This window comes from Mycolicibacterium llatzerense (assembly GCF_025331195.1).
GTDB classification, from domain to species: Bacteria; Actinomycetota; Actinomycetes; order Mycobacteriales; family Mycobacteriaceae; genus Mycobacterium; species Mycobacterium llatzerense.
Map to the genome: position 1 here is coordinate 39,748 of NZ_LXOV01000016.1, position 23,879 is coordinate 63,626.

The following is a 23,879-nucleotide window of genomic DNA, read 5'->3' on the forward strand; positions in this document are numbered from 1 at the left end:
CGAACCAAATACGCAGCAGTTCAATGGGATTGAACATGCGGCGACGACTGTTCAGGGAGCAGGGGCAGATGGCAACCAGCACGAATAGACTCCGTCACATGAAGGCACGCACTCTGGTCGCAGTTGCGGGCGCCGCGGCGGCAGCAATCACGATGGCCGTCCCTGCTCAGGCCGACCCCGACACCGATTTCGCCAACCAGCTGCACACCTATGGGATCTACGGTCCCAAGGACTACAACGCCTGGATCGGCAAGATCACCTGCCAGCGGCTCGACAACAACGTCGACCACAGCGCCACCGACTCGGCGGCGTTCCTGAAGAAGAACCTGCCGCGCAACAGCAGCTCGGAGCAGCAGGTCTACCAGTTCCTCAACGCCGCGTTCGACACGTACTGCCCGGAGAAGCACGACCTGCTGGTCGCGCTCGCTCACTAGCGGGGGTCGCGGCCCTGGCGGTGCCTCAGAGCACCGTCAGCGCCGAGACATCCCAGATGTCGTCGCAGTATTCGGCGATGGCGCGGTCCGACGAGAACTTGCCGCTGCGGGCGGTGTTCAGGATCGACATCCGGGTCCACGCGCCCGTGTCCTGCCAGGCGGCACTGACGCGGTCCTGGCATTCGAGGTACGACGCGAAGTCGGCACACACCAGGAACGGGTCGTCGAACCGCAGGTTGTCGACGATCGGGCGGAAGACTTCGGTGTCCCCGTGCGAGAAGGTGCCGTTGCCGATGAGGTCGAGCGCCGTGGCGAGTTCGCCGTTGATGTAGTCGGACGGCCGGTAGCCGTCACGTTTGATCTGCTGGACCTGGTCGACCGTCAACCCGAACAGGAAGAAGTTCTCGGCGCCGGCTTCCTCGCGCATTTCGACGTTGGCGCCGTCCAGGGTGCCGATGGTCAGCGCGCCATTGATCATGAACTTCATGTTGCCGGTGCCCGAGGCCTCCTTACCGGCAGTCGAGATCTGCTCGGAAAGGTCGGCGCCCGGGTAGATCAGCTGCCCGTTCTGCACGTTGAAGTTCGGGACGAACGCGACCTTCATGAACTGGCTCACGTGCGGGTCGTTGTTCACCGTCTCGCCGACGGCGTTGATCAGCTTGATGATGCGCTTGGCCAGGAAGTAGCCCGGCGCAGCCTTACCGCCGAAGATGTACGCCCGCGGGGTGAGCCGCAGCTCCGGGTTCTGCTTGAGCCGCTGGTACTCGGCGACGATGTGCAGCAGGTTGAGATGCTGGCGCTTGTACTCGTGGATGCGCTTGACCTGCACGTCGAACAACCAGTCGGCGTTCAGTTCGACGCCGGCGTTGGCGCGCACATAGTCGGCCAGGCGCGCCTTGTTGGCCCGCTTGACTGCGCGCCAGCGATCTTGGAACACGGGGTCATCGACATGGTTCTCCAGGCCGCGCAGCTTCGCGAGATCGGTCAGCCAACCGGCACCGATGGTGTCGTCGAGCAGCGCCCGTAGGCCGGGATTCGCCAGTCCGACGAACCGCCGCGGGGTGACACCGTTGGTCTTGTTGGAGAACCGCTCCGGCCACATCTCGTAGAAGTCCTTGAGGACGCTGCCCTTGAGCAGATCCGAGTGCAGCGCCGCGACGCCGTTGATGGCGTGGCTGCCGACGGTGGCCAGATGCGCCATCCGCACGCTCTTGCCGTTGTCCTCGCCGATCAGGGACATGCGGCGCAGGCGCTCGGCGTCTTCGGGAAACTTTGCGTCGACCTCATCGAGGAAGCGGCGGTTGATCTCGTAGATGATCTCGAGGTGCCGCGGCAGCGACTCGGCGAACATGGTCAGCGGCCAGGTCTCCAGCGCCTCCGGCAACAGGGTGTGATTGGTGTAGCCGAACGTGGCCACAGTGATCTCCCATGCCTCCTCCCAGCTGAGCAGACGCTCGTCGACCAGTAGCCGCATCAGCTCGGCGACTCCGATGGATGGGTGCGTGTCGTTGAGCTGGATGGCGAATCGTTGCGGCAGCTCATGGACGGACAGATCGGCCAAATCGTCGACGATGTGCAGGATGTGTTGCAGCGAGCAGGACACGAAGAAGTACTGCTGCAACAACCGCAGCCGTTTGCCGACCTCGGGCTCGTCGTTCGGGTAGAGCACCTTGGTGACGGTTTCGGAGTTGACCTCGTCCTCGACGGCTTTGTAGTAGTCGCCGGTGTTGAATGCCTCCAACGCGAAGGACTTCACCGCGCGGGCACTCCACAGCGTCAGCACATTGCAGGTCTTGACCCCGTAGCCCTGGATCGGGGTGTCGTAGGCGACGCCCTTGAGCACGCGCCCCGGCACCCACCGCACGCGGTCGGCGCCGGTGTCATCGGTGTAGTGCTCGGCGTAGCCGCCCCAGTTGACCAGGTAGCTCACGTCAGGCTTGGCGATCTCCCACGGGTTGCCGTTGTCCAGCCAGTTGTCGGTCTTCTCGACTTGCCAGCCGTCGTGGATCTCCTGGTCGAAGATGCCGAACTCGTATCGGATTCCGTACCCGATGGCCGGTCGCTCCAAGGTGGCCAGTGAGTCCAGGTAGCAGGCCGCCAGTCGACCCAGACCACCGTTGCCGAGGCCGGGCTCTTCCTCGCATGCCAGCACCGTGTCGTAGTCCTGGCCGAGCTCGGCCAGCGCCTCGCGCGCGGCATCCTCGATCCCGAGGTTGAGCAGATTGGCTCCCAGCTGCGGACCCATCAGGAACTCGGCGGACAGGTAGCACGTCACCTTGCTGTCCAGATCCAGCGACGTCTGCGTCGAAACGGCGCGGTTGTCCTGCATCCGGTCGCGAACCGCCAACGCGAGCGCACGGTAGTAGTGGCTGGGCTCCAGTGCGGCCGCCGGCCGGCCGATCGAATACCGCAGGTGGTCGACGACGGCGCGACGGAGCGCTTCGGCGGAACGGCCCGTGCGGCTGTGCTCACGGGCGACGGCGGCGACATCGGCGCCGGTGGATTCGGGCAGCGAGGAGTCGGTCACCCAAGGGATTGAACCGCTCCGGTACGTCCACCACGTGAACACCGGCTGACGGTTCTCCGGTGGCCGGGTCAGGCCGGGCCCTTGCCGTTGTCGACGCGGTACACCGAACCGTGAATCGCGGCGGCGTCGTCGCTGGCCAGGAACGCGATGACGTTCGCCACGTCCCGCGGCTCCATGAAGCCACGCGGAGCGGCGATCCGCATGATCAGGTCCCAGTCGGCGTTCTCGGGTGCCGCGAACTCGGTGACCTGCGCGGTCAGCATGCCACCCGGACACACGGCGTTGACCCGCAGTTTTTCCTTGGTGTATTCCACGGCCAGCGCCCGCGTCAGCCCGATCAGCCCATGCTTGGCGGCGCAGTAACCGGCCGAGTAGATCTCGCCTTCGACGCCCGCGATCGAGGAGACGTTGACGATGTTGCCGCCGTTCTCCAACAGCTGCGGCAGCGCCGCCCGGGTCAGATAGAACGGGCCGTTCAGGTTCACTGCGAGGTCGCGGTCCCAGTCGTCATCGGTCATCGACAGGGTGTGCCGCATGACGTGGAAACCGGCGACGTTCACCAGTACGTCCAGCCGTCCGAATTTCGCGATGCAGTCCTCGACCGCCTGTCGGCAGGCATCGGCCGTGCTGATGTCCACCGCGGAGAACGCGCCACCGGGCTTCTCGCCGTAGGCGTCGGCGAACACCGTTGCCATCCGCTCGGCATCGCGCGCGATACCGAAGACCGATGCGCCGCGTTCGGCGAAAACCTTGACCGTGGCGGCGCCCAAGCCGGCCGAGGCGCCCGTGATCAATGCAACTTTCCCGCTGAGTGAACTCATACGGTGACTTTCTCACGCCGCGGCCGAGTCGCCTGCGATACTCAGGCGGTGAAAATGAAACGTGTTCTAGCTATCGTTTCGAGTTTTGGTTTCGCCGCAGCGGGCGCACTCTTCTCGGCAGCTGCGCCGGCGCATGCCGACATCCGGCTGCCCGAGGGGATCTACACCTTCATCCAGGAGGGCACGCCGATCGGCGTGTGGACCATCTATCCCGTCTGCGCCCCGACAGTTGGCGATCTGCGCAACAACATGGAACTGCCAGTGGGTTGCCTCGTGCACATCGGGTCCGACCAGTACGGCGCAACCTACGGCGGCGACGCCCGGCAGACCGGCGGCGAGGGGCACTGGGCGTTCACCCAGACCGACCTCCAGGGTTTCACGTGCCCGGACGGATCCAAGTCCAAGGTCGTCGAGAACTACGAGTTCGAGGACACCAACTGGACCGGCACCCGGACCATCATGAACGCCGAACAGTGCGGCGTGCAGGCGGCCATGGTCAAGAAGTCCTTCCGGCTGGAATTCCAGAAGCCGCTGCCGATTCCGGTGCAGCAGTACCCGCTGTTCTGTGACCCCAACGACGGTCTGAAGCGCTGCCGCTGACGGACGTCAGTCCGAACCCGACTCCTCGGCGACGGCGGCGGCCGCTTCGTCGATGATGGCGCGCATCGCGCGTTCGGCGCCGGCCGGGTCGCGCAGCCGCACGGCGCGGGCCACCTCGTCGTGCAGCGCGATGGCGGCCGGGTTGGGGGAGTCGGGCATCATGCCGTGGTGGGTGCGTCCGGCGAGGATCTCGGAGACCACCGCGTTCAGCGCGCGGAACATCTCGTTGCCGCTGGCCTCCAGCAGGGTCTGATGAAAGATCTTGTCCGCCTGAAGATATGCGGCGAGGTCGCCGTCGCGACCGTGCACAGCCATGTCCGACACGGCGGCGGCCATGATGCGGCACTGGTGTGGATTAGCGCGCTCGGCGGCCAATGCGGCAGCAACCGGTTCGAACCCGCGGCGTAGCTCCGACAACGACACCAGTTGGGCGGCTCGATCGCCCGAATCGAGTCGCCAGCGAATGAGTCTGGGGTCGAACACATTCCAATTCGCCGCGGGCTGAATGGTGATCCCGACCCGGCGGCGCGAGGCGACCATCCCCATCGATTCGAGGACCCGGATCGCTTCCCGCACGACACTGCGGGAGACCCCGTGTTGTGCGCTCACGCCTTCGAGGGTGATGACCTCGCCGGGGGCGTAGGTACCGGATACCACCGCGGTCCCCAGCGCGCCCAGCACGTTGTCGTGCAGAGCGCTGACATTTGAGGGCGTAACCACGCATAACATCCTGTCATAACTCTGCCCCGGTGGATTAAAAACTCATCTATTTCGATTGGGTCTTGAAATAGTCTGACTTTTGAGCCACGCTGTGTGAGTCAAACCACAGCAAGGGCGGGTGTAGTAGATGCCATCACCGATCGTCGTCATGGGCGTTTCCGGATCCGGCAAGTCGACCGTCGGCGCGGCGCTCGCGCAGCGGTTACGCGTGCCGTTCGCCGATGCGGACGACTTCCACCCCGCCGCCAACATCGCGAAGATGGCGGCCGGTCACCCGCTGAACGACGACGACCGCCGGCCCTGGCTCGAGACCATCGGGCGGTGGCTCGGGGAGCACTGCGGCGACGGCGGCGTGATGAGCTGTTCGGCCCTCAAGTACCAGTACCGCGTCCAGCTGCGCAGCCACTGCCCGGGCACGCAGTTCCTGCACCTGTTCGGCACCCCCGAGGTCATCGGCGCCCGGCAGGCCAGCCGGCCGGGCCACTTCATGCCGGCGTCGCTGCTGGCCTCACAGTTCGACACCCTGGAGCCACTGCGAGCCGATGAGGCCGGTGTCGTCATCGACGTCGGGCAGAGCATCGATTCGATTGTCGACGAATACATTTCACGCACCGGAGGCGACCACCGGGGCGAGCGGAGCGACGGGGAGAACATCTGATGGGCACCTCATTCCTGGCTGACGCTCCCAAACTCGTCGAGCCCGTCGGCTCGGCCACCCAGCTGATCCTGGCGTTCGTCGTCGGCATCAGCGTCATCGTCGTACTCATCACGCTGGTCAAACTGCACCCGTTCCTGGCGCTGATCTTCGGCGGCCTGACGGTGGGGCTGACAGCCGGAGAGAACCTCACCGCTGTCCTCAAATCGTTCTCCGACGGCTTCGGCGCCACCGCGGCCGGCGTGGGCATCCTGATCGCCCTCGGCGCGATGTTCGCCAAACTGCTCGCCGACTCGGGTGGCGCCGACGAGATCGTCGACACCATCGTCGGAGCCGCCTCGCCCCGCGCCCTGCCCTGGGCGATGGCGCTGGTGGGCGCGATCATCGGGCTGCCGATGTTCTTCGAGATCGGTCTGGTGCTGCTGATGCCGGTCATCTATCTGGTGGCCCGACGCTCGCAGCAGTCGTTGATCACCATCGGCATCCCGGCGCTGGCGGGCCTGTCGGCCATGCACGGTTTCGTGCCACCGCATCCCGGGCCGCTGACCGCTGTCGGACTGCTGGGCGCGGACCTCGGCGTCACGCTCGGGCTCGGGGTGCTCGTCGCCGTCCCGACGATCATCGTCGCGGGTCCGCTGTTCGGCCGGCTGGCCGGCAAATGGGTCGTCGTCGCGGCGCCGGACACCTTTGACACCGATCCGGAAGCCCTTCGGGCACACGGCAAACGACCACGCTTCAGCGTCACGCTGGGCTCGGTGCTGCTGCCGGTCGCGCTGATGCTGGGCAAGGCCCTCGTCGACATCTTCATCGACGACAAGACGCAATGGTTCCGCCGGATCTTCGACGCGGTGGGCACCCCGCTGGTCGCGCTGCTCATCGCCGTCGTGGTCGGCACCGTCACCCTCGGCCGCGGCGCGGGGATGGATCGCGCTGCGGTCACCAAGTGCATCGAATCGAGCCTGCCCCCGGTCGCGGGCATCTTCCTGATCGTCGCCGCCGGCGGCGGATTCAAGCAGGTTTTGGTGGACACCGGCATCGGCACGATGCTGGCGCGCTGGGCCGAAGGCGTGCACATCTCCGTGCTCGTGCTGGCATGGCTGCTTGCCGTCCTCATCCGGCTGGCCACCGGGTCGGCCACCGTCGCCACCATCACGGCGTCGTCGCTGATTCTGGGCCTGGTCCACGGGATGGACTCCGGCGAGCTGTCGTTGGTGGTGCTGGCCGTCGGTGCCGGCTCGCTGTTCTTCTCGCACGTGAACGACGCGGGCTTCTGGTTGGTCAAGGAGTACTTCAAGCTCAGCGTCGGCCAGACGATCAAGACCTGGTCGATCATGGAGACCGTGCTATCGGTGTCGGGTCTGGCCGCGGTCCTGATCCTGGATATCTTCGTCTAGCTCAGCGCAGCTGTTTCTGAACGACGATGTGCGCCACGGGAATCGGCATCGGGCGCGGTGCGGCGGACAGCAGGTCGACCAGCGCGGCCTCCAGGGCATCGGAGAGCTGACATCGTCTCGCCGGGTCGGCCGGGTCCAACGCGTCCAGGAGCGTGTCGAACACCGCTGCCCTGGTGAACCCGACCCAGCTCTTCGCGAAAGCCGTTGCGTCACCGTCATTCTGGTACTGAAGCCAGAAGCGGTCCGGCTCGTCGGCAACCGTCAAATGGGTGATCTGCAGCCGCTCGAAGCGCCCCGACGGGGCGAACGGTGACCGGAAGTCGGCTTCACTGCGGCCCACGATCGGCAGCTGCATGCGCCGCAGTTCGTCGTCGGTGACCAGCCGTTGCACCCGCAACTCGGCCAGCGCATGCATGATCCCGTCGAAAAGCGGCTCGAGACCGGGGCGTCCGTCGTCGTGCTGACCCATCGTCATGATGACCAGGCGCCCACCCGGACTCAACTCGCGGCCGCGGAACGCGATGAATTCGTGCCAGTCGTGCGCCGCCTGCCGGGCGCACGCGGCGCGCACCTGGGCGTCGGCGCTGAAGGACGCCTGGACGTGATCGGGGATGTCGGCCGGCATGCGGCTGAGCCAGTGGATGGCCCACGCCGACCATCCCACGTGCACGCCGTCCGACGGCAGAATCTGGCTGAGATACGAACGCCCCACCGCCGAGGCGTACGTGGCCCGGTCGGTGCGCAGGTAGCTGAACGGGTCGTCGCGCAGGGTCCGGAACAGGGCGCTGAAATCGTTGTCGGGGATATCGGTGTGCGTCACCACGATGGGATGCTCGGGCCGGATACGTTTGCGCAAGGCGGCGATGCCCGCACCGATCGGCAGCAGGCCGTTGTGCGCGTTGCCCGAGCCGTACTCGGCGATCACCACCGGATGCGGTGCCGCCGGGAGCGGCACCTCGGCGGCAGCCTGTTCGAAAAGCTTTGTGGCCGTGCGGAGTCCGACGGTCTGCAGGCGCGAGCTCCCGAGCGGGTCGGGCTGCACCACCACGCTGGACTCGGGCATGTCTCACGGTAGCGCCTCAACCGCCTGAGCGCGTGACAGACTGCGGGCATGAGTCGCTGGACTGCGCCGAGGGTGCTCACCGTGGCCGCCGTTACGACGATGGTCATGGCGGCCGTCGCATTCATCGTCGCGCTCATCCTCAACGCGTTCGTCTTCGACGATTTCGATGCCTACGGCGAGGTTCCGATCCCCGGTTCGGGCACGGTGCACCTGCCGGCCGGCACCGCGACCATCAGCTTGCACACGATGGTGATCGGCAGTGGCGGCGGGCTTCCCGTCCCGAAGATGTCGATCGGCATCGTGCCGCCAACTGGCGTGCCGGACCCTGCGCTGACCGAGGACATCAGCGGCAGCACGACCATCAACAACGACGCCCACGTCCGGGTCTGGTTTGCGCAGGTCGCGGCAGAGGGCGACTACGCCATCACCACCGACGGCAACGTGACCGCCTACGTCAACCCGACGCTCGCGTTCGGACACGACACCCCGTATGGGTACCTGCCGCTGGTGTTCGGCGTGACCTTCGGTGGGGCGACTGTCGTGCTGGTCCTCGCGCGGGTGTGGGCGTCGCGGGCCCCACGCCCGATTCAGCGCAGCGCCTTCGAGATAGACCTCGGCTAGTGGCCGCGGGCCACCCATTCGTCGTAGTTGACCAGCTCGCCGCCGATGGTGGTGGTGTCACCGTGGCCCGTGTAGACGACGGTGTCGTCGGGCAGCTTGCCGAGCTTGTCTGAGATCGACGCCAGGATGGTCGGGAAGTCCGAGTACGAGCGGCCGGTCGCGCCGGGGCCGCCATGGAACAGGGTGTCGCCGGAGATCACCGCCCCCAGTTCCGGGATGCGCCAGCACACCGAGCCGGGGGAGTGCCCCGGAGTGTGGATGGCCTTGATCTCGAGCCCGCCGACGGTGAGCACCTGATCGTCGCCCACGGTGTGAAAAGGGTTGTCCGGGTGGACGACCCGCCACAGCATCTCGTCGGCCGGATGCAGCAGCACCGGGGCGTCGAGCGCCGCTGACAGCTCCGGGGCGACGGTGATGTGGTCGTTGTGTCCGTGGGTGCAGACCACGGCCACGACGTTGCGGCCGCCGACGGCCTCGATGATCGGTTCGGCGGTGTGGGCGGCGTCGAACACCACGACGTCCGTGTCGTCGCCCACGAGCCAGATGTTGTTGTCGACGTCCCAGGTGCCGCCGTCCAGGCTGAAGGTGCCGCTGGTGACCACCCGCTGGATATTGCTCACTTCAGGACCACCACCGACCGCAGCACCTCACCGCTGTGCATCTTGTGGAAGGCATCTTCGATCTGGTCGAGCCCGATGCGCTCGCTGACGAACTTGTCCAGCGGCAGCCGGCCCTGCAGGTACAGGCTGATGAGGGTGGGGAAGTCGCGCTCGGGCAGGCAGTCGCCGTACCAGGACGACTTGAGGGCGCCGCCTTGGGAGAAGAAGTCCACCAGCGGCATCTCGAGCTTCATGTCGGGCGTCGGAACACCAACGAGCACAACGGTTCCCGCGAGGTCGCGGGCGTAGAACGCCTGCTTCCAGGTCTCGGGCCGGCCGACGGCGTCGATCACCACGTCGGCGCCGTTGCCGTCGGTCAGGTCCTTGATGGTCTCCACGGGGTCGAGGTCGCGGGCGTTGATGGTGTGGGTGGCGCCGAATTCGCGGGCCCAGTGCAGCTTCTTGTTGTCGGTGTCGACGGCGATGATCCGCTTGGCGCCGACCAGCGCCGCACCGGCGATGGCGGCGTCACCGACGCCGCCGCAGCCGATGACCGCGACGGTGTCGTCGCGGGACACGTTGCCGGTGTTGATGGCGGCGCCGATGCCGGCCATCACGCCGCAGCCCAGCAGGCCGGCAACGGCCGGGTCGGCTTCGGAATCGACCTTGGTGCACTGGCGCTCATGCACGAGGGTCTTGTCGGCGAAGGCGCCGATGCCCAGGGCGGGAGTCAGTTCGGTGCCGTCGGTCAGCGTCATCTTCTGGGTGGCGTTGAACGTGTCGAAGCACAGGTGCGGGCGGCCGCGCTTGCAGGCCCGGCACTCGCCGCACACGGCCCGCCAGTTGAGGATGACGAAGTCGCCGGGCTCGACGTGCGTGACGCCCGCGCCGACCGCCTCGACGGTGCCCGCGGCCTCGTGGCCGAGCAGGAACGGGTATTCGTCGTTGATGCCACCCTCGCGGTAGGTGAGGTCGGTATGGCACACGCCGCAAGCGATGATGTCGACGACGACCTCGCCGGGTCCGGGATCGGGGATGACGATGTCGACCAGTTCGATGGGCTGCTTCTTGACCCGGGAAATCACACCACGCACTGTCTGACTCATGGCTATAACCTAATGCCTCGCGCAATTATTGGAATAGTGTCCAGACAAATGTCTGGTTAACGGTGCGTTGACCCTCGCCCGTGGACATTTTGTCCTATGACAGGGTCGTGATGTGACCGCACTCGAGCTACTTGATTCCTGGCCGGTACCGAGTGCCGCGGCCGCGGTCGTGTCGCCGGCGGGCGTGCTCGCCGCGCACGGACCCGTCGACCGGGCGTTCCGGCTCGCGTCGGTGACCAAGCCGCTGGTGGCCCGCGCCGCACAGATCGCGGTCGAAGAGGGCGTCGTCGACCTGGACACCCCGGCCGGCCCGCCGGGGTCGACGGTGCGGCACCTGCTCGCGCACACCTCGGGACTGGCGATGCTGACGCCCGACGCCATTGCCACGCCCGGCTCCCGGCGCATCTACTCCAACGCCGGGTTCGCGGTCCTGGCTCACGTGCTGCAACACGAGTCGGGCATCGAATTCGGGCAGTACCTGCGGGAAGCGGTATTCGAGCCGCTGGGCATGAGTGATTCCGACCTGCCGGGTGGGTCCGACACCGCCGGTTACGGCGCCTGGTCGACCGTGACCGATCTCGCGGCGTTCGCCGGTGACCTGCTGCGTCCGGCTCTGGTGTCGGCACCGATGCATGCCGACGCGATCTCGGTGCAGTTCCCCGGCCTGGACGGGGTGCTGCCGGGATTCGGATCGCAGCGGCCCAACGACTGGGGGCTGGGCTTCGAGATCCGGGACGGCAAGAACCCCCATTGGACGGCCGCGGGCAACTCGGCGAGGACGTTCGGCCACTTCGGCCAGTCCGGCACGTTCCTCTGGGTCGATCCGGAGGTAGACCTGGCGCTGATCGTGCTGACCGACCGCGATTTCGGGGACTGGACGCACGCGGTGTGGCCCGAGGTGTCCGCCGCTGTGCTGCGCGAGTTCGCCGGCTAGGGGAGTTCGCTCAGCGGACGACGCCGATCATGCTGTCGATCCAGCCGCGCGCGAAGAACAGCAGGAACCCGGCGGCGACGATCCACAGCAGCGGGCTGATCTCCTTGATGCGGCCCGACGCCGCGCGCAGCACCGCCCAGGCGATGAAGCCGACGCCGATGCCGTTGGCGATCGAGTAGGACAGCGGCATCACGGCCACGGTCAGCACCACCGGCAGCGCCACCGAGAAGTCGGAGAAGTCGATCTCGCGCAGCACCGAGACCATCAGGGTGCCGACGATCACCAGCGCGGCGGCCGCGACCTCGGTGGGCACGATCTCCGTCAGCGGGGTCAAGAACATTGCGGCCAAGAACAATCCGCCGGTCACCAGGCTGGCCAGGCCGGTGCGGGCGCCTTCGCCGATGCCCGTGCCGGATTCGACGAACACCGTGTTGGACGACGCCGACACCGCGCCGCCGACGACCGCGCCGGTGCCCTCGATCACCAGTGCGGACTGCAGGCGCGGGAAGTTGCCGTGCTCGTCCGCCAGGCCGGCCTGGCGGGACAGGCCCGTCATGGTGCCCATGGCGTCGAAGAAGTTGGTGAACAGCAGCGTGAACACCAGCATGAGTGCGGCGATGGCGCCGATCCGGCCGAAGCTGCCGAAGTCCACGTGACCGATCAGCGACAGGTTGGGCACCGCGAACGGGGAACCGGACAGCGTCGGAACCGACAGGCTCCAGCCTCCGGGCTTCTCCGTGGCCGAGCCGAGGTGCCAGATCGCCTCGATGATGGCGGCCAGCGCGGTACCCGAGATCAGGCCGATCAGGATGCCGCCGCGCACCTTGCGTGCCACCAGGACACCTGAGGTCAGCAGGGTGAACACGAAGACGAGGGTGGGGATCGCGCGGACGGATCCGGTGCCGCCGGCGCCCAGTCCCAGCGGCGGTGACGGATGACCCGTCGACGCGACGAAACCGGCGTTGACCAGCCCGATGAACATGATGAACAACCCGATGCCTGCGGTGATGGCCAGCTTCAGCGGCATGGGCACCGCGTCGAAGATCATGCGCCGCAGGCCCGTGACCGCCATCGCGACGATGATGAGGCCTTCGATCACCACCAGCCCCATGGCTTCCGGCCAGGTCAGGACGCCCACCACGGAGCTGGCCAGGAACGAGTTGATGCCCAGCCCGGCGGCGAACGCGAAGGGGAGGCGGGCGACGACGCCGAACAGGATCGTCATGGCGCCGGCCGCGAGCGACGTCACCGCGGAGACCTGGCCGAACGCGAGCTTGTGCCCGGCGATATCTGCCGTGCTCGACAGGATGATGGGGTTCAGCACGATGATGTACGCCATCGCGATGAAGGTCACCGCGCCGCCGCGCAGTTCAGCTGCGACGGTCGAGCCGCGCGCGGAGATCTCGAAGAACCGATCCAGGGCAGTCACGGTTAGAAGATAGATGGGAGCCTGACACTCCGCTCGAGTGTTGGCTTGTGTTCGAGGTCCGCCCGATTTTTCGACCACAAGTCAACACGGGCGTCTATTCCTGAGGCTGCGCTGAGAGATTGCGCGACAGACTAGCGCAACAGGGGTCTCACACGGCACAATAGACACGCACTAAACAACTGCAACATTTCGGCAACACCAGGTCGTTGGGGAAGACGTCCCTCGTGTAGCTGAAGGAGCAGATGATGCGTGCGTCGAACCAACTCGCCGACGCGACGACTGGCGTGGTGTATATCCACGCCTCTCCCGCGGCGGTATGCCCGCACGTTGAGTGGGCACTGTCGTCGACCCTGTCGGCGCGGGCGAACCTGAAATGGACGCCCCAACCCGCCATGCCCGGTCAGCTGCGCGCCATCACCAACTGGATGGGGCCCGTCGGCACCGGAGCCCAGCTCGCCAGCGCCCTGCGCTCGTGGACAGTGCTGCGCTTCGAGGTGACCGAGGACCCGAGCGCCGGCGTCGATGGACACCGCTGGTGCCACACCCCGACCCTGGGCCTGTGGAGCGGTTCCATGAGTGCGAACGGCGACATCATGGTCGGCGAGCAGCGCCTGCGCACGCTCATGTCGTCGGGCGCCGACACGCTCGCCGCCGAACTCGACACCGTGCTCGGCACTGCCTGGGATGAGGCTCTGGAGCCTTACCGCGGCGGTGGCGCCGAGGTCGGCGAAGTCAGCTGGCTGAACCGGGGCGTCGGCTAGCGCGACGCTCCACCCGCCGAGCACCACGAGCGTGCAATCAGACCGCCAAGCAGCGAAATTCACGGTCTGCATGCACATGCGCGGCCCAATCGGCCCGCGCGGCGGCCCCTCTTGGCATGTTCGGATGGGGGCCGTCAGCTTTCCTTGACGTCAAGGAAAGGTGACGGCCTCAGATCGAACATGTGACCAGAGCTGGTGACTCGCGGGCGAGCGCCGATCTATCCCCGGCTAGCTCACGCGATAGTGCTCCGGCTGTGGCTCGGTCAGCATCTTGGTCAGCGTCCCGCGGTCGAACGGCCACAGATCGATGGTGCCGCCCTCGCTGAAGTACCAGGAATTGCAGCCGGTGTTCCACACCGTCGGCTCCATGGCTTCGACTGCCGCGGCGTTGAATTCGTCGGTGGCCTCGTCGGTCACCTCGACCTCGTTGATCTCGCCGCGCTCGAAACGCTTGAGCCACTTCACGATGTACCGCGCGGTGAGTTCGGCGGTGTACTGCAGTGAGATGGACCCGGTCGGTGAGTTCGGGCCGAGCACGGTGAACAGATTCGGGAAGCCCGGGATGGCGGTCATCCGGTAGGCGCGAGGGCCTTTGACCCAGGCGTCGTCCAGGGTGAGACCGTCACGGCCCACCACCTGCATCGGGCGCATGTAGTTGTGCGCCTGAAAACCGGTGGCCAGCACGCCGATATCGATCCGGTGGTGTTCGCCGTCGGTGGTGCGGATGCCGGTGGGGGTGAATTCGGCGATGCGATCGGTGACCAATTGGGCGTTGGAGGCGGTGATCGCCTGGTAGTACGTGCCCGACAGCACCTGGCGCTTGCACAGCGGCTGGTAGTCGGGGGTGAGCTCGGCGCGCAGCTTCGGGTCGCGGATCTGGGCCCGCAGGCTGAGGCGGGCGTATTGCTGGACCAGCTTGCGCCGCCAGGACGGCTTGGTCACGATGTCGACGAGAACGCTGGAGCCCCAGAGCGGAATGCGTTCGGCAACAGCCCGATACAGCTGAGGCATGGCGCGCAGCAGCGCGGTGACGACGCCCAGCTGAGGCAGCTTCATCGGTGCCCACAGCATCCACTGCGGCGACCGGGCGAAGTGCAGCAGCTTGCCGGCTTTCGGCTGCAGCGCCGAAACCACCTGCACTCCGGTGGATCCGGTGCCGATCACGGCGATGCGCTTGCCTGCGGTTTCCAGCTCGGGGTCCCACCGCGCGGTGTGCACGATGGCGCCCTCGAAGGTGTCCATGCCGGGGATGTCCGGGGTGAAGGGATGGTGCAGCACGCCGGTGGCGCAGATGACGAAATCGGCTGTGAGCGTATCGTTCTCGGTGGTGACGGTCCAGGTGTGCTCGTCCTGGTCGTAGTGCAAGGCCTTGACTTCGGTGTTGAGCCGTAGGTGCTCGTCGAGGCCGAACCGCGTGACGACGTCCCGGTGATACTCCTGAATCTCCTCGCCGCCGGCCCAGACGTGGCTCCAGTCGGGTTTGGGGGCGAAGGCGAACTGGTAGATGTGTGACGGCACATCACATGTCAGTCCGGGGTAGCGGTTCCAGTGCCAGACTCCGCCGACGTCGGAACCCTTCTCCAGGATGGTGAAGTTGGTGAACCCGGCTTGCTGGAAGGTATACGCGGAGGCGATCCCGGCCACTCCGGCGCCGATGATGACGATGCGCGGATCACGTTTGCTCATCAGGACTCCCAGGCTCGACGCACCGTGTTCGGTGCGGTGGTCATGGCGGATTCGAAGGCCGCGCGCCGCCGGCCGCGCAGCATGAAGTTGGCACCCAGGCCGGCCAGATCGGTGGCGTCGGGCTGGATCAGGACAACCTCGGTGCCACGGGCGCGCGCCGCGGCGATCTCGGCGTCCAGCACCGTGGACATCGGGCGGCGGAGCAACCGGTGCTCGAGGATGCCGCCGAATCCCGGTGCGCGAACGCCGCTTTCGGAGGCCATCGGGGTGATGACGTAGATCAGGTCGGCTTCGTCATTGCCGATGAGGTCGACCGACGCGGTGGACGCGGCGCCGCCGTCGACGAACTTGCGGTCGCCGATGCTGACCGGGGGCATCCAGCCGGGGACTCCCCAGGATGCCCGGAGTGCTTCGCCGGCAGTTGCTTTCGGCGCGCCGGGCGCACCGAAAGCAATCCGCTCGCCGCGCTGGTAGTCGAAGGCCACCATGCGGGCCCCCGGGTGATCCACCCAACCGGAGGCATTGGCGAATCCAGCTGCCAAGTGCTGCAGCCATGTTGCGTCGCCGCGCCCGGTGGGGGCGATACCGGTCACCGCGGCCAGGCCCGATTGGCTGCGCAACAGCGCCGGGTTCAGCAGGCGAAGTGCCGGCAGGGGAGGCAGGCTCGGCGGCGTGGCGTCGATGTGCCGACTCAGGCGTTCGTCGGTGCTGGTGCCGCGGTGCATCGCCACCAGATCGTCGACGGATGCTCCGCCGCCGAGCATCGTGACGATCTCGGCACCCGCCGACGTGCCCTGCAACACGGAGGCATCGCGGGGATCCCAGCCCGTCTGTTCCTGCAGTGCGTGCAGCGCCGCGACAATCCACGCGCCGCCGATGGTTCCGCCGCAGCCGATGACCAGTGCCCGCTTCACGCCTGCAGCTCCGAGTCCGATTCGGCGGCATGCTCTTTCGACTGCCGCTCGATCCGGTCCAGGTAGGCCGACCGGCCGACGGGATCCATTGCGGTCAGTGCCCGCCGGTCGTCCATGAGCGAGCGCGCCGCGCGTTGGACGAACTCCGGGACCAGTGCGTCGACCAACGCCCAGCCGGGTGCCACCCATTCGGGCACCGACGTGCGAGCGGCCTTGGTGCGCAACGTCTTCAGGACCGCCTGCGCCACATCTTCGGGGTCGACCGTCGGCATGCCGCCGCCGAGTTGGACGCCCGATGAGAGTTCGGTGCGCACCGCCGAGGGCAGCACCGCGCACACGGTGACGCCGGTGCCGGCGTACTCGCTGCGCGCCGCCAGTGACGCTCCGACCGCGGCGAACTTGCTGGCGTTGTAAGTGACCATGCCCGGGATGGGGATCATGCCGGCCATCGAGGCGACGTTGACGACGTGGCCACTGCCGCGGGTGATCATGAAGGGGATGACGGCGCGCATGCCGTTCAGCACACCCCGCACGTTGACGTCGAGAATCAGGTCGGTCGTCGACTCGGCCTCGGACTCGAAGGCGCCCAGCGGCATGACGCCGGCGTTGTTCACGAGGATGTCGATGCGACCGGACTCTTTGAGCGCCTGCGCGACGAACTGGTCCCAGGAGTCGCGCCGGGTGACGTCGAGACGGGCGCTGCGACAGCGGGGGATGGTGCGGGCTGTCTGATCCGCGATGTCGGCATCGACGTCGCCGATCCACACGTTGGCGCCGTGCTGCGAGAAGAGCTCGGCAGTCTTGGCGCCGATGCCCCTGGCGCCTCCGGTGATGACGACAGTGGCACCGTCGAGTGCGATTGAACGTCGTGCTAGCTGCATCGATAGCCTCGAATCTGCTGGTAGGAGCCTCGGTGGCTCATTCGAATACTCACGGTATCCGAATTCTCCGAGTAAAGCTAGTACTCGCGGTATCGCAAACCAGTAATATCAGCGCATGCCGCGATTGACCAGGGTGCAGCGTCAGGAACAGACGCGCGCCGAGCTACTCGATGCGGCGAAGGCCCGGTTCCTCAAGCACGGCTATGCGTCCACCAGCCTCGAAGACATCGCCGACGACGCGGGCTACAGCAAGGGCGCGGTGTACTCGAATTTCGGCAGTAAACCCATCTTGTGCCGGGAAGTGCTCGAGGCCATCCACCGCGAGAAGTTCTCCGAGATGTCCCAGCTGGCGATGTCCGACGCCGACATCCCCAGCCGTGTCGAGGCGGTGAACGCCTGGCTGGAACGCACCGCCGGCGACGTGGGCTGGACGATGCTCGAACTCGAATTCGTGGTGCTGTCGCGCAACGATCCCGAGCTGGGGCAGATGGTCACGGCGCTACGCAACGAAGCGGCCCAGATGGTCGTCGACGTATTGCGTTCTCTGGCGGTCGATTTGGGGATCAACGAAGAGCAGCTGGTCGCTGTTGGCGTGATGGACAGCTTCGATGACATCGGCAACCTGTTCCTCAGCGCCGGCATCGGGCTGGGGATTCAGCGTGCGGTCGATCCGACGCTGCCGGCGCGACCGGTCACCGGCGCCATCACCCGGTTGATGAATCTGCTTGCGCTCCTTGCGGCTACGCAGGACTGAAAGTCGGGTTACGGCACCAGGACCCGCAACGCGTCCGGTACCGCGGACACCGTCACCGGCAGCGGGCAGACGAATTCGCCGTCGGCATAGGCGTTTATCCCGGGCACGTCGATGGTTACCGTGCGGGCCCGCCGCGTGGTCACTTCGTCGAGGTGCACGTGCGTGCCCTTGAACACCGTCGGGAACAGCCGGATCAACTTGGCCCGTGAAGCTGAGGCCGCCATGGTGACGTCGAGCAGGCCGTCGTTCAGGTCGGCGCCCGGGCAGATCAGCATGCCGCCGCCGTAGCTCCGGCCATTGCCGAATGTCGCCAGGGTCATCGGCATTTCGGTCTCCGGGCCGCCGTCGAAGCTCACCCGGCACGTCAGCAGCCGCAACTGCGACAGTTCGACCAGCATCGCCGCGTTGTAGCGCATCCGGCCGCGCGGCCACGTCATTCGGTTGGCTCGATCGGTGACCAGCGAGTCGAATCCCGCCGACATCACCGTGCCGAACCACCGCAGCGTGCCGTCCGATCCGTCGATCCGGCCGAGGTCGATGGTCCGGGTCTTGCCCGTCGCGACGATGTCGGCGGCGGCTTCGGGGTCGTCCCGTGGAATCCCGAATTCGCGAGCATGATCATTGCCGGTGCCGGCGGGAATGATGCCCAGCGGCACGTCGCCCTGTGCAAGTGCTTGCAGCGCAAGCGAAATGATGCCGTCGCCGCCGGCCACCACCACCGCGTCGGTGCCATGGTCCAGTGCTTCGTCGAGCAGTTGGCGGGCGTGGGCGGCATCGGATCCGATCAGCTCGACCACGTCGACGCCGCGGCGTTGCAGTCGCGCAACGGCCCGCTGCGCTGCCGCGGAGCCCCGACCCTGGCCGGACGCCGGGTTGGTCAGGAGCGTGATCCTCACGGGATCAGCTTGCCCGGGTTGAGGATTCCGCCGGGATCGAGCACGTTCTTGACCGCGCGCAGCACCTCGACGCCCAGGTCGCCGACCTCGGCCGTCATCCACGGTTTGTGGTCGGCGCCGACCGCGTGGTGGTGGGTGATGGTGGCGCCGCAGCGCACCATCGCCTCGGACGCAGCGGTTTTCGCCGCGCGCCACTGTTCGATCGGGTTGCCGCGCTGGCCGGCGACGACGGTGAAGTACAGCGAGGCGCCGGTGGGGTAGACGTGCGAGATGTGGCACATCACCAAGGCCGGTGTGCCGCTTTCCTGAAGCGAGGTGGTCAGCGCCTCGGTGACGGCCGCTTTGAGCGTGGGCACATTGGACCACGTCGTCGCGGTCTCCAGGGTCTCGCACAGCGCGCCGGCGCTCAAGAGCGAGTCACGCAAGTACGGGGCGCCGAACCGGCCGTGCTGCCAGGCGCGGGCCGGGGCCTCGCCGAGCGAGGTGCCGCCCTGGGCGGCCAGCAGCGCGCGGGTTTCGTCGTGGCGGCTTTCGGTGTGTGCGGCAGTGCCTTCGAACAGTGTGATGGCCAGGCAGCCGCCGGTGATGGTCTGCTCGCCGATGCTCTCGGTGGTCGCCAGGTTGATGCCGGTCTCGACCTCGTCGGACAGTCGGATGACCGTCGGGCCGGTGCCGGTCTGGACGACCGCCCGCAATGCCGCCGCGCCCGTGGCGAAGTCGGGGAAGGACCACGCTTCGTAGCGGGTCGTCTCGGGCACCGGGTGCACGCGCACCCGCACGCGGGTGATGACGCCGAAGGTGCCTTCCGAGCCGACGATCAGCTGACGCAGGTCGGGACCGGCCGCCGATGCGGGCGCCCGGCCCAGGTCGAGGACGCCGGCGGGGGTGACGACCGTCAGGCCGCGCACCATGTCGTCGAACCGGCTGTAGCCCGCGGAGTTCTGCCCCGACGACCGCGTTGCGGCGAACCCGCCGATGGTGGCGAATTCGAAGCTCTGCGGGAAGTGGCCGAGGGAAAAGCCTTCCGCACCAAGGAGTTCCTCGGCTTGCGGGCCGGTGACGCCGGCTTCGAGTTCGGCTTCGCCGGTCTCCTTGTCGATGGCGACCAGCCGGTCCAGGCGGCGTAGATCGAGCGAGACGACGGCGTTGAAGCCGTTGCGGATCGGGTCGACTCCGCCGACCACGCTGGTGCCGCCGCCGAACGGGACGACCGCGATGCGGTGCTCGGTGCAGTAGCCGAGGATGGCCGCGATCTGTTCTTCGTTGCCCGGCAACAGGATCGCGTCGGGCGCATCCTGCTCGCCGGTGTCCTTGCGGCGCAGCAGGTCCAGCGTCGACTTGCCGCCGGCGCGCAGCAGGCGGTCGTGAGCATCGGTGCGGCAGAACTCGTCGCCGACGATGGCCGCGAGCGCGACGCGGTCGGCGTCGGTCAGGGCGGAGGGACGCAACGTGACCTGATCGGCCTCGAGCTCGTCGACCGGGTTGGCGTCGATACCGAGGGCCGCGGTCAGCAGGCCGCGGATGCCGTCGGACAGTGGCTTGGCGGCAGCAGGGTCACCCCAGGCGTTCCACTTCATCGGCGGTTCGAGGTGGTCACGTGTTGCGGTCATGCGTTACAGTATTACACATGATGTCAATCAGTAACGATGAATCTCGGGATTCCCTGGATGCCCGAATCATCGACGCTGCGGCCGACTGCGTGATCGCCTTCGGGGTGGATCGCGTGACGTTGGCCGAGATCGCGCGCCGTGCCGGGGTCAGCCGGCCGACGGTGTACCGGCGCTGGCCGGATACCCAGGCGATCCTCGCGGCGCTGCTGACGACGCGAATCACCAACTCGCTCAAGGAGGTCGCCGTCAGCGGCGCTGATCGCGACGCGATCGTCAAGCGGATGGTCGGCATGGCCGAGCGGCTGCGCGACGACGAGGTCATCATGTCCGTGCTGAGCAGCGCACCTGCGCTGGCGATGGTCTACATCGCCCAGCGGATGGGCACCAGTCAGCAGATCCTGCTGGAAGTGCTGGCCGGCGCGTTGGCCACGGCGCAAGCCGACGGCAGCGTCCGCCCCGGCGACCCCAAACAGCTCGCCGCCATGTGCCTGCTGATCGTCCAGTCGGCCATCCAGTCGGCGCAGATGGTCGCACCCGTCCTCGACGTCGCCGCGCTGGACATCGAACTTGCTCACTCGCTGAACGGATACCTGAAGCCATGACCAGTACTCCTGATGCGGCCCGCCGCAGCTCCCTCAACGCCGCCCGGCGTACCGCCGAGCTGACGGCCCTGGCCGACGGTGACCGGGTCGACGTCGTCGTCATCGGCGGCGGCATCACGGGTGTCGGCATCGCGCTGGATGCCGCCAGCCGCGGACTGTCGACGGTGCTGGTGGAGAAGCACGACCTGGCCTTCGGTACGAGTCGCTGGAGTTCCAAACTGGTCCACGGCGGCCTCCGCTACCTCGCCACCGGCAACGTGGGCATTGCTCGGCGCAGTGCCATCGAGCGCGGCATCCTGATGAGCCGCAACGCGCCGCACCTGGTGCACGCCATGCCGCAGCTCGTGCCGCTGTTACCCGAGATGAACCGGGCCTCAAGGGCTTTGGTGCGCACCGGCTTCATCGCCGGCGACGGCCTGCGCCGCCTGGCCGGCACGTCGGCCTCGGTCCTGCCGCGATCGGGCCGCGTCAACGCGACGCGTGCCGCCGAACTGGTGCCCGCGGTCCGTCGCGATGGCCTCGACGGCGCGTTGCTCGCCTACGACGGCCAGCTGATCGACGACGCCCGCCTGGTCGCCGCGGTGGCGCGGACTGCCGCCCAGCACGGTGCCCACATCCTGACCCGCGTGGCGGCATCGGATGCCACCGGGACCTCGGTGCGACTGACCGACCAGCTCACCGGCGAGTCGTTCGAGTTGGCCGCCCGCGCGGTGATCAATGCCGCCGGTGTGTGGGCCGGCGAGCTCGACAGCGCGATCAAGTTGCGGCCCAGCCGCGGCACCCACCTGGTGTTCGATGCCGCGGCATTCGGCAATCCGACTGCGGCCCTGACGGTTCCGATCCCCGGTGAGCTGAACCGGTTCATCTTCGCGATGCCCGAGCAGCTCGGCCGCGTCTACCTCGGTCTCACCGACGAAGACGCACCCGGCCCCATTCCCGATGTGCCGGAACCGACTTCGGCCGAGATCACGTTCCTGCTCGACACCGTCAACACCGCCCTGGCGACGAGCCTGGGACCCGACGACGTCTTGGGCGCCTATGCCGGGCTGCGGCCGCTGATCGACACTGGCGAGGGCAACACCGCCGATGTCTCGCGCGACCATGCCGTTGTCGAATCCGGCGACGGCGTGCTCAGTGTCATCGGCGGCAAGCTGACCGAATACCGGTACATGGCCGAGGACGTGCTGGACCGGGCGGTGGCGCTGCGCGGGCTCGGTGCGGGGGAGTGCCGAACCCGGAACCTGCCGTTGGTCGGCGCCCCGGAGAACCCGGTGTCGGTGAATCATGTTGCAGCGCTGCCCGAATCGCTGGTGGCACGTTACGGCGCCGAGGCATCGAATGTCTTCGCCGCCGCCACGTGTGACCGTCCCACCGAACCGGTGGCCGACGGGATCGACGTCACCCGAGCCGAATTCGAATACGCCGTCACCCACGAGGGCGCACTCACCGCCGACGACATCCTGGACCGTCGGACCCGCATCGGGTTGGTCGGCGCCGATCGCGATCGCGTCGCTGCCGTGGCGCAGGAGTTCATCTAAGGGTCGCGCGTCCGACGCCGGCGTACGGTCGCCGAAATTTCCGTCGGCATGGTCCCGCGCGATCCGCCGGATCGGGTGCGTTGGAATCAGCATGATTTTTGCGGATTCGGCGACACGTCCGGTGGTCAAGCCTCTCGCGGCAACTCGGGCCGATTCAGGGCCGGTATCCGGTGGCACTGCTTGCCTTTACATTTCGCAGATGGCAATCACTCTGCACTGGTTCCTGCCGACCAATGGTGACTCGCGCACGGACCTGAGCCTTGGGAACGCGGTGGGTGCGGCAGGGAGTCGGGCAGACGCCTTCGGCGCGGACCGAGCTCCCGACCTCGACTACCTGAGCCTGGTGGCCGGTGCCGCGGAGAAGCTCGGGTTCACCGGGGCATTGACCCCCACCAGTAGCTGGTGTGAGGACGCCTGGGTGTTCACGGCGGCGCTGACCCAACGGACTGAACGCTTCAAGTACCTGGTGGCCTTCCGGCCGGGGTTGCAGGCGCCGACGTTGGTCGCCCAGGCCGCCGCCACATACCAGCGAATCTCGCGGAACCGATTGCTGCTCAACGTTGTTACCGGCGGCGACGACGTCGAGCAGCGCCGCTTCGGTGACTACCTCGGCAAGGCGGAGCGCTACGAGCGGGCCGCCGAATTCCTCACGATCCTGCGGCAGCTGTGGTCCGGCGAGCCGGTCACCTTCACCGGCAAGCACCTGTCGGTGGAGAACGCGACCATCATTCCTGCCGAGACCTGGCCAGAGATCTACTTGGGCGGCTCCTCGGCCGAGGCGCTGGAAGTGGCTGCCGAACACGCGGACGTGTACCTGACCTGGGGTGAGCCACCCGCTCAGGTCGCCGAGAAGCTCGATGCGGTGCGCCACCAGGTCAAGAACCTGGGTCGAGCGCGGCTGGCGGCCGGAGAACTGCGGTTCGGGATTCGCCTGCATGTCATCAGCCGCCCCACCGAAGAGGAGGCGTGGGCACAGGCCGACAAGTTGTTGGCGGGCCTTGATCCCGAGAGCATCAGTCGCGCCCAGCAGGTCCAGCGCAACTCGCAGTCAGAGGGTCAGCGGCGGATGTCTGCCCTGCACGGCGGCCGGACCGACAACCTGGAGGTGTCACCCAACTTGTGGGCCGGCATCGGACTGGTTCGTGGCGGCGCCGGCACCGCGCTGGTCGGCAGTCATGAGCAGGTCGCCGACCGCATCGCCGAGTATCACGAGCTCGGCATCGACGAGTTCATCCTGTCCGGATATCCCCACCTGGAAGAGGCCTACTCCGTCGGCGAGGGGGTCACCCCCATCCTCGCGGAGCGTGGCCTGCTCGCTGAACGGCACTCCTGAG

At 67.2% G+C, this 23,879-nt stretch carries 23 protein-coding genes; 11 read left to right on the forward strand and 12 right to left on the reverse strand.

The window, feature by feature from the left end:
- The first annotated feature begins 98 nt into the window (after positions 1-98).
- Complete coding sequence (locus A7G45_RS24970) at positions 99-434, forward strand: DUF732 domain-containing protein (protein WP_043400571.1); 336 nt, start codon at positions 99-101, stop codon at positions 432-434.
- A 25-nt stretch (positions 435-459) separates the two neighbouring features.
- Here A7G45_RS24970 and A7G45_RS24975 read toward each other — a convergent pair whose 3' ends face one another.
- Both A7G45_RS24975 and A7G45_RS24980 read right to left on the reverse strand, forming a co-directional pair.
- Entirely contained in the window at positions 460-2,961 is a 2,502-nt protein-coding gene (locus tag A7G45_RS24975; protein ID WP_260940948.1) for a glycogen/starch/alpha-glucan phosphorylase, read from the reverse strand.
- Positions 2,962-3,029: 68 nt separating this feature from the next.
- A complete protein-coding gene (locus A7G45_RS24980; protein WP_260940949.1) occupies positions 3,030-3,782 on the reverse strand; it encodes an SDR family NAD(P)-dependent oxidoreductase in 753 nt (250 codons plus the stop codon).
- Positions 3,783-3,836: 54 nt separating this feature from the next.
- Here A7G45_RS24980 and A7G45_RS24985 point away from each other — a divergent pair, with 54 nt between their 5' ends.
- Positions 3,837-4,382 carry a hypothetical protein gene (locus A7G45_RS24985; protein WP_260940951.1) on the forward strand — a complete coding sequence of 182 codons (546 nt, stop codon included), beginning with the start codon at positions 3,837-3,839 and terminating at the stop codon, positions 4,380-4,382.
- A 6-nt stretch (positions 4,383-4,388) separates the two neighbouring features.
- Here A7G45_RS24985 and A7G45_RS24990 read toward each other — a convergent pair whose 3' ends face one another.
- Positions 4,389-5,102 (reverse strand): FadR/GntR family transcriptional regulator, encoded by a 714-nt coding sequence (locus A7G45_RS24990; RefSeq protein WP_377042116.1) that lies wholly within the window; start codon positions 5,100-5,102, stop codon positions 4,389-4,391.
- Positions 5,103-5,229: 127 nt separating this feature from the next.
- Between A7G45_RS24990 and A7G45_RS24995 the strand changes: the two genes are divergently transcribed.
- Both A7G45_RS24995 and A7G45_RS25000 read left to right on the forward strand, forming a co-directional pair.
- Positions 5,230-5,760 carry a gluconokinase gene (locus A7G45_RS24995; protein WP_260940955.1) on the forward strand — a complete coding sequence of 177 codons (531 nt, stop codon included), beginning with the start codon at positions 5,230-5,232 and terminating at the stop codon, positions 5,758-5,760.
- Positions 5,760-7,151: a GntP family permease gene (locus A7G45_RS25000; protein WP_260940957.1), complete on the forward strand. Its 1,392-nt coding sequence runs from the start codon at positions 5,760-5,762 to the stop codon at positions 7,149-7,151. Before A7G45_RS24995 ends, A7G45_RS25000 begins: the two co-directional genes overlap by 1 nt.
- Position 7,152: 1 nt before the next feature.
- On the opposite strand, the gene A7G45_RS25005 is transcribed toward A7G45_RS25000, so the two are convergent.
- The gene (locus A7G45_RS25005; protein ID WP_260940960.1) at positions 7,153-8,214 is read right to left on the reverse strand and encodes a class I SAM-dependent methyltransferase; all 1,062 of its coding nucleotides are present in this window, start codon (positions 8,212-8,214) and stop codon (positions 7,153-7,155) included.
- Between the two features lie 48 nt (positions 8,215-8,262).
- Here A7G45_RS25005 and A7G45_RS25010 point away from each other — a divergent pair, with 48 nt between their 5' ends.
- On the forward strand, positions 8,263-8,835 hold the full coding sequence (locus tag A7G45_RS25010) for an SHOCT domain-containing protein (protein WP_260940962.1): 573 nt from the start codon (positions 8,263-8,265) through the stop codon (positions 8,833-8,835).
- Here A7G45_RS25010 and A7G45_RS25015 read toward each other — a convergent pair.
- Positions 8,832-9,455 carry an MBL fold metallo-hydrolase gene (locus A7G45_RS25015; RefSeq protein WP_260940963.1) on the reverse strand — a complete coding sequence of 208 codons (624 nt, stop codon included), beginning with the start codon at positions 9,453-9,455 and terminating at the stop codon, positions 8,832-8,834. The genes A7G45_RS25010 and A7G45_RS25015 overlap by 4 nt on opposite strands.
- Positions 9,452-10,540 carry an S-(hydroxymethyl)mycothiol dehydrogenase gene (locus tag A7G45_RS25020; RefSeq protein ID WP_260940965.1) on the reverse strand — a complete coding sequence of 363 codons (1,089 nt, stop codon included), beginning with the start codon at positions 10,538-10,540 and terminating at the stop codon, positions 9,452-9,454. Before A7G45_RS25020 ends, A7G45_RS25015 begins: the two co-directional genes overlap by 4 nt.
- Before the next feature lie 112 nt (positions 10,541-10,652).
- Between A7G45_RS25020 and A7G45_RS25025 the strand changes: the two genes are divergently transcribed.
- Positions 10,653-11,474, forward strand: a complete 822-nt coding sequence (locus A7G45_RS25025; protein WP_260940967.1) for a serine hydrolase domain-containing protein — start codon at positions 10,653-10,655, stop codon at positions 11,472-11,474.
- A gap of 10 nt (positions 11,475-11,484) precedes the next feature.
- On the opposite strand, the gene A7G45_RS25030 is transcribed toward A7G45_RS25025, so the two are convergent.
- On the reverse strand, positions 11,485-12,903 hold the full coding sequence (locus tag A7G45_RS25030) for an NCS2 family permease (RefSeq protein ID WP_051955160.1): 1,419 nt from the start codon (positions 12,901-12,903) through the stop codon (positions 11,485-11,487).
- 245 nt (positions 12,904-13,148) lie between these two features.
- On the opposite strand from A7G45_RS25030, the gene A7G45_RS25035 reads away from it, so the two are divergent.
- Positions 13,149-13,664, forward strand: a complete 516-nt coding sequence (locus A7G45_RS25035; RefSeq protein ID WP_260940970.1) for a DUF3145 domain-containing protein — start codon at positions 13,149-13,151, stop codon at positions 13,662-13,664.
- A 228-nt stretch (positions 13,665-13,892) separates the two neighbouring features.
- Here A7G45_RS25035 and A7G45_RS25040 read toward each other — a convergent pair whose 3' ends face one another.
- The 3 genes from A7G45_RS25040 to A7G45_RS25050 are packed head-to-tail and all read right to left on the reverse strand — an operon-like array spanning position 13,893 to position 17,145.
- Positions 13,893-15,350 (reverse strand): flavin-containing monooxygenase, encoded by a 1,458-nt coding sequence (locus A7G45_RS25040; protein ID WP_260940972.1) that lies wholly within the window; start codon positions 15,348-15,350, stop codon positions 13,893-13,895.
- The gene (locus A7G45_RS25045) at positions 15,350-16,264 is read right to left on the reverse strand and encodes a patatin-like phospholipase family protein (protein WP_260940974.1); all 915 of its coding nucleotides are present in this window, start codon (positions 16,262-16,264) and stop codon (positions 15,350-15,352) included. Before A7G45_RS25045 ends, A7G45_RS25040 begins: the two co-directional genes overlap by 1 nt.
- Positions 16,261-17,145, reverse strand: coding sequence for an SDR family oxidoreductase (locus A7G45_RS25050; protein WP_260940977.1), 885 nt, complete (start codon positions 17,143-17,145; stop codon positions 16,261-16,263). Before A7G45_RS25050 ends, A7G45_RS25045 begins: the two co-directional genes overlap by 4 nt.
- Positions 17,146-17,260: 115 nt before the next feature.
- Here A7G45_RS25050 and A7G45_RS25055 point away from each other — a divergent pair, with 115 nt between their 5' ends.
- Complete coding sequence (locus A7G45_RS25055; protein ID WP_260940979.1) at positions 17,261-17,899, forward strand: TetR/AcrR family transcriptional regulator; 639 nt, start codon at positions 17,261-17,263, stop codon at positions 17,897-17,899.
- 8 nt (positions 17,900-17,907) lie between these two features.
- Here A7G45_RS25055 and A7G45_RS25060 read toward each other — a convergent pair whose 3' ends face one another.
- On the reverse strand, positions 17,908-18,795 hold the full coding sequence (locus A7G45_RS25060; protein ID WP_260940980.1) for a diacylglycerol kinase: 888 nt from the start codon (positions 18,793-18,795) through the stop codon (positions 17,908-17,910).
- Positions 18,792-20,372: an FAD-binding oxidoreductase gene (locus tag A7G45_RS25065; protein WP_377042129.1), complete on the reverse strand. Its 1,581-nt coding sequence runs from the start codon at positions 20,370-20,372 to the stop codon at positions 18,792-18,794. Before A7G45_RS25065 ends, A7G45_RS25060 begins: the two co-directional genes overlap by 4 nt.
- Before the next feature lie 50 nt (positions 20,373-20,422).
- Here A7G45_RS25065 and A7G45_RS25070 point away from each other — a divergent pair, with 50 nt between their 5' ends.
- The 3 genes from A7G45_RS25070 to A7G45_RS25080 all read left to right on the forward strand — a co-directional run bounded on the left by A7G45_RS25070 (position 20,423) and on the right by A7G45_RS25080 (position 23,878).
- A complete protein-coding gene (locus A7G45_RS25070) occupies positions 20,423-21,007 on the forward strand; it encodes a TetR/AcrR family transcriptional regulator (protein ID WP_260940984.1) in 585 nt (194 codons plus the stop codon).
- The gene (locus A7G45_RS25075) at positions 21,004-22,545 is read left to right on the forward strand and encodes a glycerol-3-phosphate dehydrogenase/oxidase (protein ID WP_260940986.1); all 1,542 of its coding nucleotides are present in this window, start codon (positions 21,004-21,006) and stop codon (positions 22,543-22,545) included. The genes A7G45_RS25070 and A7G45_RS25075 overlap by 4 nt, the downstream gene beginning before the upstream one ends.
- 199 nt (positions 22,546-22,744) lie before the next feature.
- Positions 22,745-23,878 (forward strand): LLM class flavin-dependent oxidoreductase, encoded by a 1,134-nt coding sequence (locus A7G45_RS25080; protein ID WP_043986533.1) that lies wholly within the window; start codon positions 22,745-22,747, stop codon positions 23,876-23,878.
- Position 23,879: the final 1 nt, after the last annotated feature.

What these genes read in the sequence shown, in the direction of transcription:
- A7G45_RS24970 (WP_043400571.1), top strand. Translation starts at nt 99, where the DNA reads ATGAAGGCACGCACTCTGGTCGCAGTTGCGGGCGCCGCGGCGGCAGCA.
- A7G45_RS24980 (WP_260940949.1), bottom strand. Translation starts at nt 3,782, where the DNA reads ATGAGTTCACTCAGCGGGAAAGTTGCATTGATCACGGGCGCCTCGGCC.
- A7G45_RS24985 (WP_260940951.1), top strand. Translation starts at nt 3,837, where the DNA reads ATGAAACGTGTTCTAGCTATCGTTTCGAGTTTTGGTTTCGCCGCAGCG.
- A7G45_RS24995 (WP_260940955.1), top strand. Translation starts at nt 5,230, where the DNA reads ATGCCATCACCGATCGTCGTCATGGGCGTTTCCGGATCCGGCAAGTCG.
- A7G45_RS25000 (WP_260940957.1), top strand. Translation starts at nt 5,760, where the DNA reads ATGGGCACCTCATTCCTGGCTGACGCTCCCAAACTCGTCGAGCCCGTC.
- A7G45_RS25005 (WP_260940960.1), bottom strand. Translation starts at nt 8,214, where the DNA reads ATGCCCGAGTCCAGCGTGGTGGTGCAGCCCGACCCGCTCGGGAGCTCG.
- A7G45_RS25010 (WP_260940962.1), top strand. Translation starts at nt 8,263, where the DNA reads ATGAGTCGCTGGACTGCGCCGAGGGTGCTCACCGTGGCCGCCGTTACG.
- A7G45_RS25020 (WP_260940965.1), bottom strand. Translation starts at nt 10,540, where the DNA reads ATGAGTCAGACAGTGCGTGGTGTGATTTCCCGGGTCAAGAAGCAGCCC.
- A7G45_RS25035 (WP_260940970.1), top strand. Translation starts at nt 13,149, where the DNA reads ATGCGTGCGTCGAACCAACTCGCCGACGCGACGACTGGCGTGGTGTAT.
- A7G45_RS25040 (WP_260940972.1), bottom strand. Translation starts at nt 15,350, where the DNA reads ATGAGCAAACGTGATCCGCGCATCGTCATCATCGGCGCCGGAGTGGCC.
- A7G45_RS25050 (WP_260940977.1), bottom strand. Translation starts at nt 17,145, where the DNA reads ATGCAGCTAGCACGACGTTCAATCGCACTCGACGGTGCCACTGTCGTC.
- A7G45_RS25055 (WP_260940979.1), top strand. Translation starts at nt 17,261, where the DNA reads ATGCCGCGATTGACCAGGGTGCAGCGTCAGGAACAGACGCGCGCCGAG.
- A7G45_RS25065 (WP_377042129.1), bottom strand. Translation starts at nt 20,372, where the DNA reads ATGAAGTGGAACGCCTGGGGTGACCCTGCTGCCGCCAAGCCACTGTCC.
- A7G45_RS25070 (WP_260940984.1), top strand. Translation starts at nt 20,423, where the DNA reads ATGATGTCAATCAGTAACGATGAATCTCGGGATTCCCTGGATGCCCGA.
- A7G45_RS25075 (WP_260940986.1), top strand. Translation starts at nt 21,004, where the DNA reads ATGACCAGTACTCCTGATGCGGCCCGCCGCAGCTCCCTCAACGCCGCC.
- A7G45_RS25080 (WP_043986533.1), top strand. Translation starts at nt 22,745, where the DNA reads ATGGCAATCACTCTGCACTGGTTCCTGCCGACCAATGGTGACTCGCGC.